This window comes from Actinotignum vesiculae (assembly GCF_051267215.1).
Lineage (GTDB): Bacteria > Actinomycetota > Actinomycetes > Actinomycetales > Actinomycetaceae > Actinotignum > Actinotignum schaalii.
On record NZ_JBOZGG010000006.1, the window covers coordinates 21,265 to 42,832 of the forward strand.

At 63.1% G+C, this 21,568-nt stretch carries 18 protein-coding genes and 6 tRNA genes; 6 read left to right on the top strand and 18 right to left on the bottom strand.

Features of this window, described 5'->3' with window-relative positions; translation table 11 throughout:
• Positions 1 to 4: 4 nt before the first annotated feature.
• From ACRQHG_RS04400 to ACRQHG_RS04480, 17 genes are all read right to left on the bottom strand, one after another.
• Positions 5 to 481: a preprotein translocase subunit YajC gene (locus tag ACRQHG_RS04400; protein ID WP_435713429.1), complete on the bottom strand. Its 477-nt coding sequence runs from the start codon at positions 479 to 481 to the stop codon at positions 5 to 7.
• A gap of 80 nt (positions 482 to 561) precedes the next feature.
• Positions 562 to 1,581: a Holliday junction branch migration DNA helicase RuvB gene (ruvB, locus tag ACRQHG_RS04405; RefSeq protein ID WP_284889520.1), complete on the bottom strand. Its 1,020-nt coding sequence runs from the start codon at positions 1,579 to 1,581 to the stop codon at positions 562 to 564.
• Positions 1,578 to 2,171 (bottom strand): Holliday junction branch migration protein RuvA, encoded by a 594-nt coding sequence (ruvA, locus tag ACRQHG_RS04410; protein ID WP_435713430.1) that lies wholly within the window; start codon positions 2,169 to 2,171, stop codon positions 1,578 to 1,580. The genes ruvB and ruvA overlap by 4 nt, the downstream gene beginning before the upstream one ends.
• Positions 2,172 to 2,194: 23 nt before the next feature.
• Positions 2,195 to 2,833, bottom strand: a complete 639-nt coding sequence (ruvC, locus tag ACRQHG_RS04415) for a crossover junction endodeoxyribonuclease RuvC (protein ID WP_435719607.1) — start codon at positions 2,831 to 2,833, stop codon at positions 2,195 to 2,197.
• Complete coding sequence (locus ACRQHG_RS04420; RefSeq protein ID WP_284901235.1) at positions 2,833 to 3,588, bottom strand: YebC/PmpR family DNA-binding transcriptional regulator; 756 nt, start codon at positions 3,586 to 3,588, stop codon at positions 2,833 to 2,835. Before ACRQHG_RS04420 ends, ruvC begins: the two co-directional genes overlap by 1 nt.
• Positions 3,589 to 3,736: 148 nt before the next feature.
• Positions 3,737 to 4,243, bottom strand: coding sequence for an NUDIX hydrolase (locus tag ACRQHG_RS04425; RefSeq protein ID WP_435713431.1), 507 nt, complete (start codon positions 4,241 to 4,243; stop codon positions 3,737 to 3,739).
• A 9-nt stretch (positions 4,244 to 4,252) separates the two neighbouring features.
• Positions 4,253 to 4,846, bottom strand: coding sequence for a hypothetical protein (locus tag ACRQHG_RS04430; RefSeq protein WP_435713432.1), 594 nt, complete (start codon positions 4,844 to 4,846; stop codon positions 4,253 to 4,255).
• Entirely contained in the window at positions 4,843 to 5,967 is a 1,125-nt protein-coding gene (locus ACRQHG_RS04435) for a glycosyltransferase family 4 protein (RefSeq protein WP_435713433.1), read from the bottom strand. The genes ACRQHG_RS04430 and ACRQHG_RS04435 overlap by 4 nt, the downstream gene beginning before the upstream one ends.
• Positions 5,964 to 6,971, bottom strand: coding sequence for a phosphatidylinositol mannoside acyltransferase (locus tag ACRQHG_RS04440; RefSeq protein ID WP_435713434.1), 1,008 nt, complete (start codon positions 6,969 to 6,971; stop codon positions 5,964 to 5,966). The genes ACRQHG_RS04435 and ACRQHG_RS04440 overlap by 4 nt, the downstream gene beginning before the upstream one ends.
• Positions 6,968 to 7,699, bottom strand: coding sequence for a phosphatidylinositol phosphate synthase (gene pgsA / locus ACRQHG_RS04445; protein WP_435713435.1), 732 nt, complete (start codon positions 7,697 to 7,699; stop codon positions 6,968 to 6,970). The genes ACRQHG_RS04440 and pgsA overlap by 4 nt, the downstream gene beginning before the upstream one ends.
• Entirely contained in the window at positions 7,699 to 9,678 is a 1,980-nt protein-coding gene (thrS, locus tag ACRQHG_RS04450; protein WP_026428844.1) for a threonine--tRNA ligase, read from the bottom strand. Before thrS ends, pgsA begins: the two co-directional genes overlap by 1 nt.
• 226 nt (positions 9,679 to 9,904) lie before the next feature.
• Positions 9,905 to 10,351, bottom strand: coding sequence for a Dps family protein (locus tag ACRQHG_RS04455; RefSeq protein WP_087070697.1), 447 nt, complete (start codon positions 10,349 to 10,351; stop codon positions 9,905 to 9,907).
• A 487-nt stretch (positions 10,352 to 10,838) separates the two neighbouring features.
• A tRNA-Val gene (locus ACRQHG_RS04460) sits at positions 10,839 to 10,913 on the bottom strand.
• 1 nt (position 10,914) lies between these two features.
• A tRNA-Gly gene (locus ACRQHG_RS04465) sits at positions 10,915 to 10,987 on the bottom strand.
• A gap of 71 nt (positions 10,988 to 11,058) precedes the next feature.
• Positions 11,059 to 11,133, bottom strand: a tRNA-Val gene (locus ACRQHG_RS04470).
• A 4-nt stretch (positions 11,134 to 11,137) separates the two neighbouring features.
• Positions 11,138 to 11,208 (bottom strand) — tRNA-Cys (locus ACRQHG_RS04475).
• Between the two features lie 58 nt (positions 11,209 to 11,266).
• A tRNA-Gly gene (locus ACRQHG_RS04480) sits at positions 11,267 to 11,339 on the bottom strand.
• Between the two features lie 213 nt (positions 11,340 to 11,552).
• Between ACRQHG_RS04480 and ACRQHG_RS04485 the strand changes: the two genes are divergently transcribed.
• The 4 genes from ACRQHG_RS04485 to treZ all read left to right on the top strand — a co-directional run bounded on the left by ACRQHG_RS04485 (position 11,553) and on the right by treZ (position 18,480).
• Positions 11,553 to 11,624 (top strand) — tRNA-Val (locus ACRQHG_RS04485).
• A gap of 52 nt (positions 11,625 to 11,676) precedes the next feature.
• Entirely contained in the window at positions 11,677 to 13,839 is a 2,163-nt protein-coding gene (gene glgX, locus ACRQHG_RS04490; protein WP_435713437.1) for a glycogen debranching protein GlgX, read from the top strand.
• 10 nt (positions 13,840 to 13,849) lie between these two features.
• Complete coding sequence (gene treY, locus ACRQHG_RS04495) at positions 13,850 to 16,573, top strand: malto-oligosyltrehalose synthase (protein WP_435713438.1); 2,724 nt, start codon at positions 13,850 to 13,852, stop codon at positions 16,571 to 16,573.
• Positions 16,573 to 18,480, top strand: coding sequence for a malto-oligosyltrehalose trehalohydrolase (gene treZ / locus ACRQHG_RS04500; protein WP_435713439.1), 1,908 nt, complete (start codon positions 16,573 to 16,575; stop codon positions 18,478 to 18,480). The genes treY and treZ overlap by 1 nt, the downstream gene beginning before the upstream one ends.
• 39 nt (positions 18,481 to 18,519) lie before the next feature.
• Here treZ and ACRQHG_RS04505 read toward each other — a convergent pair whose 3' ends face one another.
• Positions 18,520 to 19,596: a lipid II:glycine glycyltransferase FemX gene (locus tag ACRQHG_RS04505; RefSeq protein ID WP_435713440.1), complete on the bottom strand. Its 1,077-nt coding sequence runs from the start codon at positions 19,594 to 19,596 to the stop codon at positions 18,520 to 18,522.
• 60 nt (positions 19,597 to 19,656) lie between these two features.
• Between ACRQHG_RS04505 and ACRQHG_RS04510 the strand changes: the two genes are divergently transcribed.
• Together ACRQHG_RS04510 and ACRQHG_RS04515 are read left to right on the top strand one after the other, a co-directional pair.
• Positions 19,657 to 20,229, top strand: a complete 573-nt coding sequence (locus ACRQHG_RS04510; protein ID WP_087070693.1) for a DUF3000 domain-containing protein — start codon at positions 19,657 to 19,659, stop codon at positions 20,227 to 20,229.
• 103 nt (positions 20,230 to 20,332) lie between these two features.
• On the top strand, positions 20,333 to 21,550 hold the full coding sequence (locus ACRQHG_RS04515) for an HRDC domain-containing protein (RefSeq protein WP_435713442.1): 1,218 nt from the start codon (positions 20,333 to 20,335) through the stop codon (positions 21,548 to 21,550).
• Positions 21,551 to 21,568 lie beyond the last annotated feature (18 nt).

The following is a 21,568-nucleotide window of genomic DNA, read 5'->3' on the forward strand; positions in this document are numbered from 1 at the left end:
GTGTTTACTTCCAGGCCGAGCCCGACTCATCTTTCTTTTCACCAAAAGCCGAGTCCGTGCTCCGAGGAGTCACGTGACCGGTCACTTCCGGGGTGGCCGCGCTAGTGGGCGCACCGGTTCCCGCGGCATTATCCGCGACCGCCCCGGCCCCGGATTCTTCCGAAGCGCTCAGGCGGGCGGCTTCCGCGGCATCTTCCGCCGCCGCTTCTTCTTCACTGACCGGCGCGAAGGGAATAGAGGCTTGCTCCCGAATGGCCAGGCGCGACCACACAGTTTCATCCCCGGAGGGACTTTCGAGCGTCACCGCATCCCCGTCAATCGCAACAATGCGCCCGTAAAAACCAGCGGTGGTCATGACATCCGTGCCGACCACCAGAATGCTATTGCGGTGTTCTTCAGCACGTGCCCGGGCCTTCTTATTGGACTGGGACATGAACAGCACCATCCCCACCAGGATGATGCCCATGATGGCGAATTCCACGCGAAAGCTCCTTGGAAAAGACAATAATTACCGTGCCAGTTTACCGTGCATAGCTGCAAACACCGGCGGCCGTGACGAAACTAATCTGTAGGCGGAGTTAAACCCAGGTGTGTCCAGGCCCGCGGGGCCGCCATCCGCCCGCGCGGGGTACGCACCAGGTAGCCTTCACGCACCAAATAGGGCTCCACCACGGTTTCCACCGTTTCGGGTTCTTCGCCGACCGACACCGCGAGGGTGGTCAGGCCCACCGGCCCACCCCCGAAACGGGTGCAGATCGCTTCGAGCACCGCGCGGTCGAGGCGATCCAGCCCGGCCGGATCCACCTGGAAAAGATCGAGGGCAGCCCGCGCGGCCCGCAGGTCCAGATCCCCGGTGCCGCGCACCTGCGCCCAGTCCTGCACGCGGCGCAGCAGCCGGTTGGCGATACGCGGGGTGCCGCGCGAACGCCCGGCAATTTCCTGGGCCGCATCCTCGGTAATGGTATGGCCGAGCTTGACGGCATTACGCCGGACAATACGGGCCAGATCGCGCTGTTCGTAATATTCCAGGTGCGCCGTAAAGCCGAAGCGATCACGCAAAGGAGCGGGCAGTAAGCCGGCGCGCGTCGTCGCCCCTACTACCGTGAAGAACGGCAGCGGCAACGGAATCGAGGTGGCGCCCGGGCCCTTCCCCACCATCACGTCCACCCGAAAATCTTCCATGGCCAGGTAGAGCATTTCTTCGGCGTTGCGGGCCAGGCGGTGGATTTCGTCGATAAAGAGGACGTCGTTTTCCTGCACGGAGGAAAGAATCGCGGCCAGGTCACCCGAATGTTGAATCGCCGGGCCGGAGGTCAGGCGCAGCGCCCCGCCCACTTCCGCGGCAATAATCATGGCGAGGGTGGTTTTCCCCAGGCCCGGCGGCCCGGAAAGGAGCACGTGGTCCGGGGTGCGACCGCGTTGTACCGCGGCCTGGAGCACGAGGGAGAGCTGGTCGCGCACGGTGTCCTGGCCCACGAATTCGGAGAGCTGGCGCGGGCGCAGGGCCGCTTCGGCGGCGCGTTCCGTTTCGCTGGCTTCCGGGGAGACCAGGCCGGCGTCGAAGGACATATCTTCGCTCATCGGCGGGCCCCTAGTACTTGCAGACTGGCGCGCAGCAGCTGGGCCACGGTGCCCTGCGGTATTTGCGTGCGCGCTTCTTCATAAGCGGCGACGGCGTCGCTTTCCTTCCACCCCAGTCCCACCAGACCGGCAACTACGGCACTCGGATCCGCCTCGGGGCTGGCTGTTTCGCCGGCGGCCACCGGAGCCGGGCCGAGCTTATTACCCAGCTCTAAAATAATGCGCTGGGCGCTTTTCTTACCGATACCGGGGACCCGCGTGAGGGCAGCCTCGTCCTTGGATTGCACGGCGGCGCGCAGGGCATTCGGGGTGTGGACGGAGAGGAGCGCGAGCGCAACTTTGGCGCCGATTCCGGAAACCGTCTGCATGATTTCGTAAACGTCGCGCTCGTCGGCTTCGCTAAAACCGTAGAGGGAGGGCAGATCGTCACGGCTGGCGACCAGCGAGGTGTAGAGAAAAGCTTCCGCGCCTTCCCGCAGGCGCGAGAGGGTATCCGGCGTCGCAAAAACTTTGACGCCCCACCCGCCGACCTCCACCACCGCGAACGTGGTGGTAATACGGCTTACAGTTCCGCGAATACTTGCAATCACTCCGGGCTCCCTTCCTCATGACTCTAACCGCTAGCGGAGCGGTGCGGGGAGACCGCACCGGCGCGCCGGCTCATGCGTTCGGCTCCCGCCCACATGCGCTGCGCCGGTGTTAAATCGGCTCCTTCGGCGCGCGGGAGGGTGCCGGCCCCGCCGTGCTGGCCGTTATCAACCGTGGCGTCCAGGGCGTGGGCGCCCCCGCGCCAGGCGTGGGTAATCGCGATGGCCAGGGCATCCGCGGCGTCCTTGGGGCGCGGCAGTTCCGCTAAACCCAAAATCCGCTGGACCATATTTTGCACCTGGAGTTTCCCGGCGCGCCCCGAACCCGTCACCGCTGCCTTCACTTCGGAGGGTGAATGCAGGCCGAGGGGCAGCTGGGCGCGGGCGGCGGCCAGCATCGCGATACCGGCCACCTGCGCGGTGGAGGTTACCGAACGCACATTTTCCTGCGCGAAAACGCGTTCCACCGCCACAACCTCGGGGGAAAAATCCGCGATGACCGCGTCAATTTCATCCGCGATGAGGAGAAGACGCCGATGCGGGGCCAGGTCCACCGGGGAACGCGCCACCCGCATATCCACCAGGCGTACCCGCCGCGTCACATCGGCATCAATGGTTCCCAACCCGCAGCGCGTGAGTCCCGGGTCAATCCCCAGAATGCGCACTACTCACCCTCGAGCTCGGCGAGGATCTCGTCGGCAATATCCGCGTTGGTGTAGACCTCTTGAATATCGTCCACATCGTCGAGGGCATCGGTGAGCTTGAGGAGCTTTTCCGCGCCGCTCCGGTCGAGAGGCACATTGGTGGAGGGCACAAAGCGCGATTCGGCGGAATTGTAGTCAATTCCAGCTTCCTGGAGCGCGGTACGCACAGCTACCACATCGCTGGCGGCGCAGTAGATGGTGAAGGTATCGCCGTCGTCCTCAATTTCTTCGGCGCCGGCGTCAAGAACGGCCATGAGGACGTCGTCCTCAGTGTTCTCCCCCTTGACCGCTTCCACCACACCGCGGCGGTTGAAGAGGTAGGAAACCGAACCGGGATCCGCCAGCGTTCCGCCATTGCGAGTGAGGGCGGTGCGCACATCCGAGGCGGCGCGGTTGCGGTTATCGGTCAGGCATTCGATGAGGATAGCCACCCCGCCCGGGCCGTAACCTTCGTACGTAATGGCTTCGTACTGGATGGAATCATCAGTTTCACCCGAACCACGCTTAACGGCGCGATCGATATTATCGGCCGGCACCGAGTTCTGCTTGGCCTTGCGGATCGCGTCAAAGAGCGTGGGGTTACCCGCGGGATCGCCACCACCGGTTGCCGCCGCCACTTCGATGTTCTTGACCAGACGCGCGAAGAGCTTGCCACGCTTGGCGTCATTAGCGGCTTTCTTATGCTTGGTGGTTGCCCACTTGGAGTGTCCTGACACGTGTCCTCCCGAGTAGATAAAAACTTCCGGAGCCATTGTACGCGGTTCGCGGCCGGGGAACTATTACCCGGGCCGCAGCGCGCCACAATTGTTCCGAAGACCGGTTCTCTCGGTGTTCAGTTTTCCTGCGCCTGAGTTTTCCCGCGCTTCAGTTGTCCCACATCTCGCGGCAGGTGCCGTCCCAGCCGGCATGCACCTGGGCGGCGAGCTCCGCGAGGCCCGCCGGGTAGACCCGCTCGCTCGGTGAGCCTATGAGCTGCGTGCCGGTGCGCCAGTGGATGGCGTCGAGGAGTTCTTCTTCCGCCGCGGTCCAGGCCCGCCCACGTCCGGTCACCGCCGCACGGCCGCGCTCCGCGTCGAGGCGCACCGCGAAAAATACTTCGTCTTGGTTGAGGGTGGCACGCGCGAAACGAAAAGTTGCGTGCCGGCGCAGGACCGGCCCGATGAGTTCCGTTTCAGTTACGACGACGCCGGTCTCCTCCCGAAATTCCCGTACCGCTGCCGCTCGGGGGCTTTCCGCATCTTCCAATCCCCCACCGGGCGTGAACCACCAGCGGTGGGTGGGGTCATCCCGGTCGTGGCCGCGGATGAGGAGGACACGGCCGGCCTCATCCAGGGCGATAATGCGCGCGGCGCGCCGCGGGGTAGTGGTCATCGGGTGCTCTTATTCATCATCAATATCGATGGTTTGCGGGACCGGGGCGTGCCCGGCGATGGGGAAAATGGAAAGGACCCGGGAATTACGCACCCGGCGGGCCTGATCCACATGCGAATTATGGAAGGAGCGCGTCATGCGCACATCGAGGCGGGCGCGCTCCAAGCGCCGGTAAAATTCGCGGGCCGCCGCGTCCGTAATATCATTCGGGTCCAGCTCATCCACGGTGAGGCGCAGGGCGCGGGAAAGCTCGGATTCCACCGCGCGCCGCTCCCGGGCAGCCACCACCGGATCGGGCAGATCTGCGCGCATATCACCGGGCAGAGCCTCCAATCCGTCCGCCACCACCGGGAGCATGGAAGCAGAAAGTACCCGCTGCGCACTATCGGTGAGGATAAGGGCCCCGGCCATATCCAGCTCCCCGGACATCGCCATATCGTAGGCGGTGCGGGCTCGGGCAGCGAGGGCCTGTTCCACCGCCCGGCGGGATTTCAGCAGGGTGGTGTGGAGGCGGTCGAGGCGGCGGGCCGCCAGGGCCGCGCTGAACCCGAGCAGAAGGAGCACCACACCGGCGAGAAGGGCAAGGGACCACCAAAGATTCACTGCTCTACCTCCATGTGGGCGGTGCGGACCGCGGTCTCGTACACGGCAAAGACTTGGGAGGCCACCGTGGACCAGTCGTAACGCTGGGCTTCGGCCTGGCCGGCCTGGGCCACCCGGGCCCGGCGTTGTGGATCGCGCAGGGCCGCCAGCGCAACCCGAGCCAGATCCTCCGGGTCTTCGTTGGCGAAGTGATCCCCGAAGGTTCCCCCGCCCAGTACCGCACGGAAAGCAGGAATATCCGAGGCGAGCACGAAACCGCCCGCGCTCATCGCTTCGATAAGAATAATTCCGAAGGATTCACCCCCGGTATTGGGGGCCACGTAGAGGTCCACGCTGGCGAGCATCGCGGCTTTATCAGCATCGCTGACCGGCCCGAGGAAGGTCACCTGGGTGGCCGCCTCCCCGAAGAGTTCCCGGGCGGCTTCCTCATCGCCTTTCCCGGCCACGAAGAAGCGCGCTTGCGGGTAGTCGCGCAGGATGAACGGGGCGGCGGCGGCCAGTACGGGCAGGCCCTTGCGCGGTTCGTCCAGGCGGCCGAGGAATCCGAAAGTGGGCGAATCGGGCGTGCCGGTGAAGCGGGCATCGCGCGGCACCTCGAAATCAGCGGTGTACACGCCGTTGGGAATAATAAAAGCGTCCCCGCCTAAATATTGCACGGTGGTGCGGCGTGCTTCTTGGGAAACCGCGATCCGCGCCTGGATTTTTTCCAGGATGGGGCGCAGCACCGGGGAGAAAAGGTCGAAAGCCCGGGAGCGATCCATGGCGGTGTGGTGGGTGGAGACCACCGGGCATTCCGCGCTCATGAGCGCGAGCATCGACACAGAGGGAACGAAGGGTTCGTGCACATGGAGCACATCGAAATTCCCGTCGCGTAGCCAGCGCCGCACCGCCCGATTGACGCGCGGCCCGAAGGAGAGGCGCGCCACCGAACCGTTATAGGGAATCGCCACGGAGGCGCCCACCGGCACCACGTAATCGGGCAGTGCCTCGTTTTCTTCACTCGGAGCGATCACCGAAACACTGTGCCCGCGGGCGATGAGTTCCTCAGCTAGATCCCGGATATGGAATCCCACTCCCCCGGGCACGTCCCACGAATAGGGGCAGGCAATCCCGATGTTCACGGCGTTCCTTCCTTCGCGTCGTACTCTGCTTGCCGGCGCGCGAGCTCCCGGGCGGCTTTTTCGCGGTTGGCGCGGTAGCGCTCGGGGTCCAAATCGGCAACGAAAACGGGTTGGAGCATATGCCAGTCCTCAGGGTGCTCGACCAGCACGCTTTCAAAAGCTGTGATCCATTCCTGGGTGATGCGCGCGATATCCGCGTGGCGCTCATGCGGGGAAGCCGCGGCATCCACTCGTGCGCGAATAGGTGCGCCGCTGCGCAACACCATGCGCCACCGGGTGGGTACGGCCCGGGTACGTTCCTTTTTCACGTAGTAGGAGAAAATAGGAACGACGGCGCAGCCGGTGTCTATGGCAAGAATGGCCGGCCCGGCGGCGGCGAGCATCTTCTCCCCGAAGAATTCCACTTCCACCCCGGAGGCGGTGAGATCCCGATCCGCGAGAACCGGGGCCAGAATGGGGCCCTGCCGGGTGTCCTCCGCGAGGCGATGAATAGCCCCGCCACCTTTGACCACGGGATAGATAACCATCCCAATATTTTCACGCAGGCGCACGAAGCGCTCGAATACCTCGGCCGGTTCGAGCTTTTCGACCAGGGTGTGCACGGGGGCGAGGAAATAGCGCGACCAGGCCCCGGCCATATCCCAATTCCCCATGTGCATAAGTGCACCGATGAGGGAGTGGCCGCGGGCAAATTCCGCGCGGGCAGAATCCAGGCCGTCCTCAATAACCCGCGCCGCGAAATCATCGGCTTCCCAGGTTCCCAGGCGCAGAGCTTCGTAATAGTAGCGCATATAGGAACGCATGGCCGCGCGGCTCAGCCGGCGGGCAGCGCGCCCGCGCGCATCTGGCCGTACCCGCGCCAGGTTGCGGCGCAGCTGCTGGGTTCCGCGCAGCGGCAGGGTTCCAGCGAGCGTTCCGACCGCGGCGAAGAGACCGCGGCCCACCGGTTCGGGGAGTCGGGCCACCGCCCCGGTGGCGCGGAAAAGAAGATTGCCGAGATTCACTGGCCGCTCCCCCGGCCGGCCCGGTCACCGGCACTCTGTTTACCGGAACTCGGATCACCGGCAACGCGTTCATCGGCGCAGTCCTCCGCGCCGTGCTGCGTTGCGGCTACGCGGGACTGCCGGTAAACAGTCACCATGCGCTGGGCCACCGTGATCCACCCGGCTACCGCGAGGTAGGCCAGGGCAACCAACAACACCCAGGCGCTCGCCCCGTAGCCGGTAATCAACGCCCCGAGGAGCACAATCACGAGCCGGTCAGCGCGTTCACTGATCCCCACATTCGCGGTAAATCCCACCGCTTCGGCGCGGGCGCGCGCATAGGAGGTACACAGCGCGGCCGGCAGGGCCGCCAGGCAGGCCAGGGCCAGCCACTCGGTGAGCCCCGCGGCAGCCCCGATATTCCAGCGCACGATCCACAGCAGGATCCCGCAGAATATCGCGGAATCTGCCAGGCGGTCCAGGGTGGAATCCAGGAAGGCACCCCAACGGGAGGCGGTTCCGGTGAGCCTGGCGATTTGGCCGTCAAGGCTATCGAAAATCACGGTGATACCGATAATCCAGGAGGCCCACACCGGGTGCCCGAGGGGATAGAGGATGAGCGCGCAGGCCACCACCGCCACGGTCCCGGTGATCGTTACGGCATCGGCGCTGATCCCCGCGCGCACGCACAGGCGCGCAATGGGACCGAAAATTGCCTGGGCCAGGGGCCGCCCGCTCCGAGAGAGCATTAGAACTTCTCCGCTTCCGGCTCGTTAGCGCGCCGTCGTACCACATCCACGATATGCGCGATCGCTTCGTCAATAGCGACCCCGTTATGCTGTTCGCCGTCACGGAAACGGAAGGACACGGCGCCGGCATCGACGTCGTCCCCACCGGCAATGAGGGTGAAGGGAATCTTCTCCTTCGCGGCGTTACGAATCTTCTTACCGAAGCGATCATCGGAAGTATCCACTTCGGCGCGGATATGCTGCTCACGCAGGCGCCGGGCAATATCTTCGCAGTAGTCGTTGAAGGTTTCAGCCACCGGCACCAGACGCACCTGCACGGGGGCGAGCCAGGCGGGGAAAGCCCCGGCGTAGTGCTCGACCAGCACGCCCAGGAAGCGTTCGATGGAACCGAAGAGGGCCCGGTGGATCATAACCGGGCGCTGGCGCGAGCCGTCCGGCGCGGTGTATTCCAGCCCGAAGCGCTCGGGGAGGTTGAAATCAAGCTGGATCGTGGACATCTGCCAGGTGCGGCCGATAGCGTCGCGGGCCTGCACCGAGATCTTGGGGCCGTAGAACGCCGCGCCTTCCGGATCGGGCACCAGTTCTAGGCCTGAGGAGAGCGCCACTTCTTCCAGGGTGCGGGTGGCTTCTTCCCAGAGGTCATCATCCCCGATGAACTTCTTGGGGTCCTTGGTGGACAGCTCCAGGTAGAAATCGTTGAGGCCGTAGTCCTTGAGGAGGGACAGCACGAAGGTGAGCAGGGAGGAAAGTTCCTCGCGCATCTGCTCGCGGGTGGTGTAAATATGGGCATCGTCCTGGGTGAAGCCGCGGGCGCGGGTGAGGCCGTGGATAACACCGGACTTTTCGTAGCGGTACACCGTCCCGAATTCGAAGAGCCGCAGCGGCAGATCGCGGTAAGAACGCCCGCGCGCCTTATAAATAAGGGAGTGCATGGGGCAGTTCATCGGCTTGAGGTAGTAATCCTGATCCTCATCCACCCGCATGGCCGGGAACATGCCGTCCTTGTACCAGGACAGATGCCCGGAGGTTTGGAAGAGCTGCCCCTTGGTGATATGCGGGGTATTGACGAAATCGTAGCCGGCTTCAATATGACGCTGGCGGGAGTAATTTTCCATTTCCATGCGGATAATGCCGCCCTTGGGATGGAAGACCGGAAGCCCGGAACCAATTTCATCGGGGAAGGAGAACAGGTCGAGTTCGGTGCCCAGCCGGCGGTGATCCCGGCGCTGCGCTTCGGCGATACGGGTCTGGTAGGCATCCAGTTCTTCTTTGCTCGGCCAGGCGGTGCCGTAAATGCGCTGGAGGTGATCGTTATTCTGATCGCCCTTCCAGTAGGCGGCCGAGGCGCGGGTGAGCGCGAAACCATTGCCGATGAACTTCGTGGAGGGCAGGTGGGGCCCGCGGCACAGATCGGTCCACACCACATCGCCGTGGCGGTTGACGTTGTCGTACATGGTGAGCCCGCCATGGCCCACTTCCACGCTGGCGCCATCCGCATCGTGGCCCTTGGTGGTAATGAGCTCAAGCTTATAGGGCTGGGAGGCTTCTTCCTGGCGCGCTTCTTCCTCGGTGACTTCACGGCGCACGAAACGCTGATTTTCCTTGACGATGCGCTTCATGCGCTTTTCGAGCTCTTTCAGCATCTCCGGGGTGACCGGGTCAATATTGCCGAAATCGTAGTAGAAGCCGTCCTCAATGAAGGGGCCGATGCCCAGATTCGCATCCGGGTAGATCTGCTGGACTGCCTGGGCCAGCACGTGGGTGGCGGAATGGCGGAGAATATTGAGCCCGTCCGGGGAGTCGATACGCACGGTTTCCACCTCGGCACCGTCCAGCGTGGTCAAATCCGTGGCCAAATCCTTGAGTTCCCCGTTAACTTTCAGGGCGACAATCGCGCGATCCGCGGCGAAGTAGGCGGTTCCCGGGCACGGTTCGTCAAGGGTGACGAGGGTGCCGTCCACGGATAGACGTGCGGGCATAGTTTTCTCCTTAGTTCTATTTTTCACGGCATCCAGACCGGGGATGCCCGCCCACCAGGATACCTGTTTCGCTCCGGGCCCGCCCGCGCGGCCCTACCGCGAACACGGCGAAGGGGACGCACCTCACGCCTGGTGAGATGGTCCCCTTCGCTATGAGTCACGGCTGCGATGCGGCGAGGTGCCGACGCGCGCTAGCCGCCGGCGTGCGCCCGTCAGCGCGAGCGATTTAGTTTTCGACCGCGGCGGCCTTCATGAACCAGCCCTGCAGCTCCAGGTTGCGAGCGACCCCGATGAGCAGGTCACCGCTGAGCGGATCGGCTTCGTCCACCTTGGACAGGTCATTCTGGATGCGCCGGGAGGCCCCGTAGAGCTTCTCCGCCATCACGGTGTAAACATCGTCCACATTGAAGGGACCGGTGCCCGCATCATCCAGACCGCTTTCCTTGGCGACGGTCACGGCCCGACCATCCGGGAAGCCCCCGATGGTGGCAATGCGCTCGGCAACCTCATCGAGGTCAGTGCGGGTCACGGACACAACTTCATCAAGAGCGAGGTGGAGGGCGCGGAAACGCGCACCCTGAATATTCCAGTGGTACTGCTTAGCTTGCAGGGAGAGGTCAATAAGATCGGTCAGCGTGCGCTGAAGAGCATCGATAACAACTTTTTCGGCCATTGATCCATCCTTTCGTTTACGTCTATAGGTCTACCCGCTTGATTGCGGAAAATATAGTCAGGAAGACCTAACGCAGGGCTGTGCACCGTTCTTTTTCCACCCGCTTTTTCCGCACGACAACGCCGCTTTGCCGCGTGGTTGCGCGCTTTTACGCTCATGGCATGATTGCTTCCAGCTTGAGGCGGACACCCGGGACTTTGGTCATTTACTTCCTAGGCATTCTGTTAGCTGGCTCTGGTGCGATCACCCGCTCGACACGGACAAGCATGGACGATGTGAGCGGTGATGCCCACAAAAAGCAACCTGGCGACAGCGGGCTCCACAGGCTGCAACCACACCACATCGGACCCCACAGGATGCAACCCCACGACATCGGACCCCACAGGATGCAACCCCACGACATCAAAACAATTTCTTAACGTAGCTGTTGTTGCATTTTGATTCCGGGCGACTGTGGGTACGGAGGGCGATATGCGGTGAATAAATATGGTGGGCGATACTGGGATCGAACCAGTGACCTCTTCCGTGTCAGGGAAGCGCGCTCCCGCTGCGCCAATCGCCCGAGCGGATGACGGGGCTCGAACCCGCGACCTCAACCTTGGCAAGGTTGCGCTCTACCAACTGAGCTACATCCGCACTGTTTCACAGCGAGCCACTAGCTTACCCAACCGTGAGAGCCGGGTCAAAATGGCGCTGCAAGGAAATAGTGGTGGGCGATACTGGGATCGAACCAGTGACCTCTTCCGTGTCAGGGAAGCGCGCTCCCGCTGCGCCAATCGCCCCGCGAGGTGGGTACGGGATTCGAACCCGTGTACACGGCTTTGCAGGCCGTTGCCTCGCCTCTCGGCCAACCCACCGTCCGGATACGTGAGAGGAGTATGGGCACGTGTGCCGCTTTGCCTTTCTTCACATCCGAGCGGATGACGGGGCTCGAACCCGCGACCTCAACCTTGGCAAGGTCGCGCTCTACCAACTGAGCTACATCCGCGTGGCCGATCAACAATCACTAACCAAGCCGCGCTGGCCGGGTTAACCGTGGCGGGAACCGCCGCGGCGACGTCGATGACATCGAAAAACTATAGCGACATTCCGCGCACCCGGTCAAACCGAGGCAGTGAGGTGCACACCACGTTAGTTAAATTTGAGTTTCCCCGCCCACCCCCTATAAGCTTGCGTGATGCACGGGCCGTTACGGTCGCCCGGGCGATTAGCTCAGTGGTAGAGCGCTTCGTTCACACCGAAGAGGTCACTGGTTCGAACCCAGTATCGCCCACCGTCTCGCTAGATTTTCAGTAGATTCCCATTTTCGTATGAGATACTCAGGTATGAGAATTTGGCCTGGACACCCGTATCCGCTGGGCGCTACTTTCGACGGCACCGGCACGAATTTCGCGATCTACTCCTCCGTGGCTGAGAAAATCGAACTCTGCCTGCTTGACGATAACAACAAAGAAACCCGCGTGGAACTGCGGGAAGTTGATGCCAATGTCTGGCATTGTTACCTCACCTCAATTCGGCCCGGGCAGCGTTACGGATACCGCGTCTACGGCCCCTACGATCCGGCTCAGGGCCTGCGTTGCGATCCTTCCAAGTTCCTCCTGGATCCCTACGCCAAAGCCATCGAAGGCAATATCACCAATGCTCAGGAAGTCTTTTCCTATGACTTCAACGATCCCTCGCAACCGTGCACCTTGGATTCACTGGGCCACGTGCCGGTCTCCGTGGTTATCAGCCCCTACTTCGATTGGGGCTATGACCGCCCGCCCAAGCATGAATACAACGAGACCATTATTTATGAGACCCACGTGAAGGGCTTCACCCAGCGCCACCCGGACGTTCCCGAAGAATTACGCGGTACCTACCAGGGTCTCACCCACCCGCCCATTCTCGATTACTTCACCTCCCTGGGGGTGACGGCTATTGAGCTCATGCCGGTACACCAGTTCATCAATGACACTTCGCTCCAGGATCGGGGCCTGAGCAATTACTGGGGTTATAACACCATCGGTTTCTTCGCGCCCCACGATGGCTACGCCACCCGCTCGCGCGGGGAGCAGGTCGATGAGTTTAAGGCCATGGTCAAGGCCTTCCACGAAGCCGATATTGAGGTCATCCTTGACGTGGTCTACAACCACACAGCGGAAGGGAACCACATGGGTCCCACCCTGTCCTTCAAGGGTATTGATAACCGCTCCTACTACCGCCTGGTCCCCGATGATCCGCGGCACTATTTCGATACCACCGGGACCGGGAACTCCCTGAATATGACCTCCCCGCATACCCTCCAACTCATTATGGATTCACTGCGGTACTGGGTGACGGAGATGCACGTGGATGGTTTCCGTTTCGATTTGGCTTCCACCCTGGCTCGCGAACTTCACGCGGTGGATAAGCTTTCTTCCTTCTTTGACATCATCCAGCAGGATCCCATTATTTCCCAGGTCAAACTCATTGCTGAGCCCTGGGATGTGGGCGAAGGCGGCTACCAGGTGGGTGGCTTCCCGCCGTTGTGGACGGAATGGAACGGAAAGTACCGTGATACCGTGCGTGATTTCTGGCGCGGGGAACCGGCCGCCCTACCGGAATTCGCTTCGCGGCTAACGGGCAGCGCGGACCTGTATGAATCCTCCGGGCGCCGCCCCTTCGCTTCCATTAATTTCGTGACCGCCCACGATGGTTTCACCATGCGCGATCTGGTTTCTTATAACGAGAAGCACAATGAAGCCAATGGTGAAAACAACGCGGATGGCGAATCGAATAACCGCTCCTGGAATTGCGGGGAAGAAGGCCCCACGGATAATCCCGAAATCCTCGACCTGCGCGAACGCCAAATCCGCAATTTCATCTCCACCCTGCTGCTCTCCCAAGGCGTTCCCATGATTTCCCACGGTGATGAAATTGGGCGCACCCAGGGCGGTAATAACAACACCTACTGCCAGGACAATGAGATCGCGTGGATGGATTGGGATCTCGATGACCGCCAGATGGATATTCTGCAATTCACGCGGGCTGCTATTGCTTTCCGCAAGAATCACCCGGTGTTCCGGCGCCGGCGCTTCGTGGCCGGTTTCGATCCTGTATGCGAAGGCTGCCTGCCGGAAATCGAATGGTTCCGCCCCGATTCCAGCCAGATGGAAGATTCCGATTGGGATTCCGGGTTCGCGCGGGCCCTCATGGTGTTCCTCAACGGTGCGGGTATCCGCGAACCCGATGAGCGCGGCAACCCGATTATTGATGATGATGTTCTCCTCATGTTTAATGCCGGCGACGACGAAGTCGAGTTCGCTATCCCCGGCGGCGTCTACGGCCGCGAATGGACGGAAGTGGTCAATACCGCGGCGGAGGTCAATCCCCAGATCGTTTTTGCTTCCGGGGATACCACCAGCGTGATCGGGCGCTCCCTGCGCGTCTTCGTGCATGAGCCCTCCGAGGAAGATATCGACGACGCCCTGGCCGGCGCCCAGAAAACTCCGCAGGCCGTGCGCTAAGCTCGAAAGTATGACCGCAATCACTGACACCTCCAGTATTCCAGCTCTACGTTCCCACGTGCCCAGCGCCGGGCGGCGCCAGCCCGTGTCCACGTACCGGCTGCAACTCGGTCCCCACTTCACCTTCGCGGATGCCACCGCCCTGCTCCCCTACCTGGTGCAGCTCGGGATTACCGATGTGTACTGCTCCCCCATCCTCCAGGCCGCCCCGGGCTCCACGCACGGCTATGACGTGGTGGATCACACCCGAATTTCCGAGCCTATGGGCGGGCGGGCCGGTTTTGAGGCTTTTGCGAATGCCGCGCACGCGGCCGGCCTCGGCGTCGTCGTTGATGTGGTGCCTAACCATATGGCTATGCCCACCCCGCTCTACCTCAACCGGGCCATGTGGTCCCTGCTGCGTGACGGGCCCGAGTCCCCCTACGCTTCCTGGTTCGATATTGACGTGGAGTCCAGCGACGATGGGATTCTCATCCCGGTGCTCGGCGAACGGGTGGGTACGGCGCTCGCCCGGGAGGCGATTAGCCTCGATCACGTCGTCGTACCGGGTTATGAGAACGACGGCGCAGTTCCCGTCTTGCGCTACTATGACCACGTTTACCCGGTCCGGAAAGGCACCGAATTTCTGCCGCTGGCAGAACTGCTGCAACGCCAGTATTATCGGCTCGCCTATTGGCGGGTCGCTGAGGAAGAACTCAATTATCGGCGATTTTTCGATGTGGATACCCTCGCCGGGATCCGGGTAGAGGATCCGGAGGTATTTCAGGCTTCCCACGCGCTGCTGCTTGAGCTGTTCCACGCCGGCTTCATTGATGCTTTCCGGATTGATCATCCCGATGGGCTGGCCGATCCGCGCCAGTATATGGAACGCCTGCACGAAGCCACCGGCGGGGCGTGGATTGTGGCGGAAAAAATCCTGGAGGGCAACGAAAAATTGCCTTCGGATTGGAAGTGCGCGGGGTGTACCGGGTATGAGGCTTCGTGGCGTATCGGGGCGCTGCTGACCGACCCGGAGGGCGTGCGTTCCCTCACCGCGAATTTTGTGCATCTGTCCCATACCACCCAGCCGTATCCGATCCTGGAGCGCGAGGCGAAAAGCCAAATTATGCATTCCTCCCTCCAGGCGGAAGTGGAGCGGATGGCGCGGCTCATGGCGGAAGTATGCCGCGATGATCTGCGCCTGCGGGACCATTCCCAGCGGTCCTTGTACGATGCGGTCTCCGCGCTTGTCATCTGCATGGATCGGTATCGGGCCTATGTGGTTCCCGGGGAGAAAGCGCATGCCAGCGCTGAAACCGCGCTGCTTGAAGCCGCCGAACGCGCCCGGGGACTGCTCTCCGAAGACCGGTGCGAAACCCTGGACGTGGTTGTAGATATTTTGCTCGGGCGGGAAATTGGTTCGGCGACGAAACGCCATGATGCTTCCCGTAATGAGGCGATTATCCGCTTCCAGCAAGTGTGCGGTGCGGTTATGGCCAAGGGTGTGGAGGATACCGCTTTTTATCGGTATACCGCGCTTACCTCGGCAACCGAGGTGGGATCCGATCCGCTGCGCGCCTCGCTCACCCCCGATGAGCTGCATACCTGGACGCGGCAGATGATGGCCGATTGGCCCGTGATGATGACCACGCTCACCACCCATGATACAAAACGCGGGGAAGATACCCGCGCCGCTATTGCCACCCTAGCCGATTACCCCACCGAATGGCTGGAGCTCCTGGAACGGCTGCGGGAACGGCACGCTGCCTCCCGCCCAGCGGAACTCGATGGCCAGATCGAGAACCTCATGTGGCAAACAATTATGGGAACCTGGACGGATAACGGGCCTATCGAAGCTGATCGCCTCATTGACTACCTGCGTAAGGCCGCCCGGGAACAAAAATCTTGGACCACCTGGACCGAGCCGGATGAAGCACTGGAGACCGGGCTTTTTGCCTATGCACGCTCGGTTATTTCCACCCCGGAATCGGTGGCTGAGCTCACGGCCTGGTGGGAACATACCCGCCCGGCGCGCCGCGCCCGTATCCTCGCCGCGAAGGTTCTGGCCCTCACGCTGATCGGGGTGCCCGATACCTATCAGGGGGAGGAAATCACCCGCAATCTGCTGGTGGATCCGGATAACCGCCGCCCGGTGAATTACCCGCGGCTTGCCAGCATGCTCGAGCAGCTCGATAGCGCCGGGGCGCTCCCCGCGCAGGCGAGCGTCGATGAAGAAAAAATGTGGGTGACCTCGCGCCTCTTGCGCCTGCGCCGCGACCGCCCCGATACTTTCGTTTCGCTGCGTTCATGCTACGAACCGCTGGCCGCCACCACCGGCAATATTTTTGCTTTTACCCGCACCCTGGATGGGGAGCCGGATGTGATCGTGGTGGTCTCGCGCCTCGCGCACCGCCAGGAGGTGGCCGGGGGCTGGGGCGATGCGCATATTGTGCTCCCGCCCGGGCGTTGGCGCAGTGTGCTGGAGGAAGGCGAGGTTGAAGGGCCCCAGCTCTTTGTTCGTGATGCCTGCGCGAATCTGCCGGTGGCGGTGTACGTTCGTGCCGATACCTGCGGGTACGACGGCGCGAGTGCGGCAGGCCGCGCTCAAGCGAGCGCTGCATCACCTACCGGAGCGAAGGCCGGAGGGAGCGCCGGATCGAACGCCGAATCGAACGCCGAACCGAACGCCGGATGGAGCGCAGAGGGCAACGCAGGGTGCGACGCAGGGTGCGACGCCGGAGGGAGCACCGAGTAATGGAACCGCTGAGCGTCTGGGCGCCGGGGCGGATGCGCGTCGAGGCCCTGGTAGGCGGGGAGCGCCTCCCCTTCCGGCCGGTCACCGCTGCGGATATTGCGGCAGCGCGCGCGGGGCGCGACGGCGCTGCCCTGGCCAGCGGGCCGGGATGGTGGATCCTCGATACTCCCCTGCCGGCCGGCACCCGCTACCGCATTAGTCTGGATGGCGGGATGGGGCTGCCCGATCCGCGCACCCGGCGCCAGCCCGAGGGCGTTATGGGCCCCTCCGAAATTGTTGATCTCGATGCCTTCGAGTTATCGGCCTTCCCCGGGGTGGATCCGCTCGGCAAGGTTTTTTACGAAATGCATATTGGTACGTTCACCCCGGAGGGCACCTTCGATGCGGCGGCGCAAAAATTCGGGTACCTGCGCGGGCTCGGGGTGGATATCGTGGAGGTTATGCCGATTTGCCCGGTGCCCGGCACCCGCAATTGGGGCTACGACGGCGTGGATATCTATGCGGTGACCGAAAATTACGGCGGGCCGGCGGGTTTCGCACGGTTCGTGGAGGCCGCGCATCGCGCTGGCCTGGCGATATGCCTGGACGTGGTCTACAACCATTTCGGACCCGACGGGAATTTTTTGGCGGAGTTCGGCCCCTACACCACGGATCGTTATTCTTCGGTGTGGGGCCCGGGTGTGAACGTGGACGGCCCGGATTCCGGCCCGGTGCGGCGTTATTTTATTGACAATATGCTCCAGTGGGCCCGAGATTACCACGTGGATATTTTTCGGCTGGACGCCGTTCACGCGATCCGGGACCACTCCCGTAAACATATCCTCGCGGATTTATCCGACGCCGCCGCGGCTTTCGCCGCGCAGACCGGCCGGCATATCGCACTCGTGGCTGAATCCGATCTCAATGATGTGAGGATGCTGCGCCCCACAAGGGCGGGCGGCTACGGTATGGATATGCAGTGGGCTGATGATATTCACCATGCCCTGCATACCTATGTGACCGGGGAACATTTCGCCTATTACGGGGATTTTGCGCTTCCCGGCGCCCTGGAAAAAGCCATGCGCCGTGTTTTCGTGCACGACGGTAATTTCTCTAGTTTCCGGAAGCAAAACTGGGGTGCCCCGGTGCCCGCTGCCCTGGATTCGCGCCGTTTCCTCGCCTATACCGAAAACCACGACCAGGTGGGTAACCGCGCGCTCGGTGACCGCCGCTCCGCTACGTTGAGCGCGGAACACACGCTCGTTGCTGATGCGCTTATGCTGCTCTCCCCCTTCACGCCCCTCCTTTTTATGGGCCAGGAATGGAGTGCTTCTGCGCCCTTCCAATTCTTCACCGATCACACTCCGGAGCTGGGAGAACGCGTGGATGCGGGGCGGATTGCGGAATTTCGCGACTGGGATTGGGGTGAGCACGCCGACCAGATTCCCCCGCCTCAGGCGCTTTCCACGTTCACACGCTCGCATCTGGACTGGGCGGAGCTCGAGGAGCCCTCCCATGCTCGCTATCTCGAGGCGACCCGGGAACTGCTGCGGCTACGGCGCGAGCACCCGGATTTTTCGTCGCCTGACCGGGAGGATTCGGAGATCGTGCGCCTGGGTGAGGCGGGGTATTACCGGCGCGGGGACAGTTTCGTGGTTTTCCATATAGGCGCGGCCTCCCCGCTCCCAAGCGAAGCAACTGCCAATGAACCAGGTGAAACGCAAGCGGAAACACAAGCGGAAGAAACGGCCACGGCGGCTGCGCATCCAACCCGGGTGCAGCTGCCGCCCGAGGCGGGCCACCTCCATGCACTCCTCACCTGGGGTGACGTGAGCGTGGCCGAATCCTATGTTGATTTTGCCGGGCCCGGTTTCGCGGTGCTCAGCCCCTACCGCCTCAACAGCCCCTGCACTCCCGGCAAGGCCTAGCCTCGGAGGGGCGCGCCCCGCGCTGAGGAGGCTAGGAGACTAGGAGGCTTTGCCTGCGCGCCGGCCTAGGCGTTCGCGCACACCGCGCACCGCCCCCGCAGAGGCACGCACCGCCCCCACCGCGGCACGCTTAGCGCGCAGAGCCAGCTTGAGACCGCGGTAGTAGCGCGGGCGCAGCGGCACATCCCAGGCACCGGCCACCTCGGTGAACTCGGCAGCGAATTTTTGTTTGTAGCCGGTCACGCCTTCCAATTGCGGGGCGCGCTCCGAATGCACCCCCATCAGGTCATAAGCTTTCCGCCCGGTTTCCCGCAGCCACGTTATGGTGTGCAGATCCATAAACATGGAGGCGTGGCGCTGGCGGGCTTCCGCGCTGGTTGCCGCGTAATAGGCTTCCCCGAGGTCATCGGTAGCGAGCACAATCTGCCAGGCCAGCGCCCGCCCCTCCGCGCGCGCCACGAAAAGCCGGGCGTGGTCCGGGCCCAGGGATTCCAGCATGGTCACGTATTGGCTCATGGGTGCCGCCCCGAAATCATCCCGGCTGGCCGTTTCGGTGAGAATGGCGTATAGCTCCGGGAAAACCTCCCGGGCCCGCTCCGTTTCATCGCAAAATTCCAGGCCCTCCGCCTCGGCTTTACGTGCTTGGCGGCGCCCCGACTTGGAGAAACTCGCCCGGATCTCCGCATCCGGGCGTGCGACGTCGACCATAACGGTGCGATCATAGGTGACCGTTTGCAGTAATTCGTGCAGGTCCGGGGCCGGGTGCCAGGCGTGAATCCGCATGAAGGCGAGGCTGCGGTCCGCGCCCCGCACCAGCTGCGCCAGCGCGGTCCGGAACTCCCGTTCTTCCGCCGCCGCGGGCTGTTCCCCGAGCCACACCGGGCCTTTTTTCGCCCACAGGTAGGTGAAACCGCGCCCTTCCATCCGGGTCAGAGAAATAAGGGCACGCGGTGCACCTGCGCTATCGCGCCATAGGAAACGCCCAAACGGCGCGTGGCCGGGCAGAGCATCCTCGTAGCGGTCCCAGGCGGGCAGCTGCTCGAGGGGCAGGCCGTGGCCGGCAGCCAGCTCCAGGTAGGTGGTGTCATCGATCCGCGACAGCGAGAGTGTAGACATGCCGCCATCCTACCTGCGCGGCGCGCCTGGCTAAAACCCGCGCGCGGGCGCATTACGGTAATGAGCGTGTCTCAGATTCATGCACCCGAGGACTTCCTCACCGCGCTCGATAGCCTGCGCGGGCACGAGTTTCGTCCCGAGCTGCACATCGTGCAGATACCGCCCCCGAAACGCATTGCTCCGTGGGCGGTTGCGCTGCAGGCTGAGATTAATGATTCGACGGCGATGGAGCCGGAAAGCTATCGCGGTGGCGCCCGCTTCGTGGTGCTCCACGACCCGGCCGGTCAGGAGGCCTGGCACGGAACTTTCCGGATTGTATGCCATATGGGGGCGCCGATGGATGCGGCGATGGCCGGTGATCCGTTGCTCGGCGAAGTTGCCTGGGCGTGGCTGGCCGATACCCTGGATGCGCACGGCGCTGATTACCACCACCTGGTCGGCACCGTCACCCGCATGTATAACGAAACTTTCGGCGGGCTGGAGCTTTCCTCCTCCCTCACCGAACTGGAATTGCGGGCCTCCTGGACCCCGAGCAGCCCCGATCTTTATCATCACGTGCGAGCGTGGGCGGATTTTATCGCCCTCGCTTGCGGTTTAGCTCCGGAAGGAACGACGGCGCTGCCAGCCCGCTAGGAGTAATCCCGCTGGGAAGTGGCGCCGCTGCGCGTGGCAGCCCCGGGCCTGCGCAGGCCCGCTAGTATTAACCGCGGCCCCTAGTCTGAGCAGTTATGAGGTTATGACGTCTTCTTCTATTCGCTGGAGCGAGGATCCCACCCTGATTCATGTGGATACCCCGCGCGAAGGCATCCCGCCGCTCACCACCGGCTCGGCCTATCGCCCCGCGCTGACGAGGCTGCGGCGCGGGAGTGGCCCCGTGGCCGTGGATGTGGAACGCGCCATGGGTATCCGTTATTCGGCCCGGGCCTACCTGATACAACTGCGCCGCGAGGGCTCGGGAACGCTGCTGTGTGATCCAATCGGAAACGAGGAATATTACCCGGAACTGGCCGGGATTCTTGCCGATACCGTGTGGATTTTGCACGCCGCCGATCAGGATTTGCCCTCTCTGGAGGATCTCGGTTTGCGCCCGGGGCCGGGCAAACTTTTTGATACCGAGGTGGCCGCGCTGCTGTTGGGTGATGAGCATATTTCCTTACAGACTCAGCTGGCGGAAAATTTGGGGTTGCTCCTGGCGAAAGAGCATTCGCAGGCGGATTGGTCCGAACGCCCGCTCGCTGATGACCTGCGTTCCTATGCCGCCCTCGATGTGGAATTGCTCGCTCCTCTGCGCGAGGTGCAGCTTGAGCGGCTGGAGCGGGCCGGGCGCTTGGAGTGGGCGGCCCAAGAATTTGAAGAGATCCGTACCCGGCCGCCCAAAGCCGCGCCCGCGGAGCCGTGGCGGCGCGCCACCCACCGCCAAGATTTTTCTTCCCGGCGTGATCTTGCCCTGGTGCGGGCCCTGTGGCAGGAGCGGGATCGCATTGCCCGCGCCACCGATACCGCCCCCGACCTGGTGCTCTCTCGCTCCGATATCGCTGCCCTCGCGCGGCGCCGCCCGCGCTCCCTGGCCGATGTGCGTACCTCCCGGCCGCTGCGCAGCGGAGGCAAACAGTACTTAGCGCCGGCCCTGTGGCAGGCGGTAGCGAAGGCCTGGGCGCTGCCGAGTTCCGAGCTTCCCGAACTGGCACCGGCCCGCCCCGCTCGGCGTGCCGAACGCGGCATTCCGCACCTGCTCGATCACGTGCGCGGCGCCGTTCAGGAACGCGCGGCGGACTTGGGTATCCGCCACGATGTGCTTCTCAAACCGGCCGTGCAACGCGAACTGGCGCGCCTCTTGCGCCACCGGGTGGCGCGCACCGCTCCCGCCATTGGCGATGCGCTGGCTGAACTGGGGGCCCGCCCCTGGCAGGTGGAGAATACCGCCAGCTGGATTGCCGCCGCGGTGCGCTCCTAGCCTCGTGTAACGAGCCCG

Coding starts and splice junctions, on each gene's coding strand:
- ruvB (WP_284889520.1), bottom strand. CDS start 1,581: ATGAGCGAAGATATGTCCTTCGACGCCGGCCTGGTCTCCCCGGAAGCC.
- ACRQHG_RS04425 (WP_435713431.1), bottom strand. CDS start 4,243: ATGACCACTACCCCGCGGCGCGCCGCGCGCATTATCGCCCTGGATGAG.
- pgsA (WP_435713435.1), bottom strand. CDS start 7,699: ATGCTCTCTCGGAGCGGGCGGCCCCTGGCCCAGGCAATTTTCGGTCCC.
- thrS (WP_026428844.1), bottom strand. CDS start 9,678: ATGCCCGCACGTCTATCCGTGGACGGCACCCTCGTCACCCTTGACGAA.
- ACRQHG_RS04455 (WP_087070697.1), bottom strand. CDS start 10,351: ATGGCCGAAAAAGTTGTTATCGATGCTCTTCAGCGCACGCTGACCGAT.
- glgX (WP_435713437.1), top strand. CDS start 11,677: ATGAGAATTTGGCCTGGACACCCGTATCCGCTGGGCGCTACTTTCGAC.
- treY (WP_435713438.1), top strand. CDS start 13,850: ATGACCGCAATCACTGACACCTCCAGTATTCCAGCTCTACGTTCCCAC.
- treZ (WP_435713439.1), top strand. CDS start 16,573: ATGGAACCGCTGAGCGTCTGGGCGCCGGGGCGGATGCGCGTCGAGGCC.
- ACRQHG_RS04505 (WP_435713440.1), bottom strand. CDS start 19,596: ATGTCTACACTCTCGCTGTCGCGGATCGATGACACCACCTACCTGGAG.
- ACRQHG_RS04510 (WP_087070693.1), top strand. CDS start 19,657: ATGAGCGTGTCTCAGATTCATGCACCCGAGGACTTCCTCACCGCGCTC.
- ACRQHG_RS04515 (WP_435713442.1), top strand. CDS start 20,333: ATGACGTCTTCTTCTATTCGCTGGAGCGAGGATCCCACCCTGATTCAT.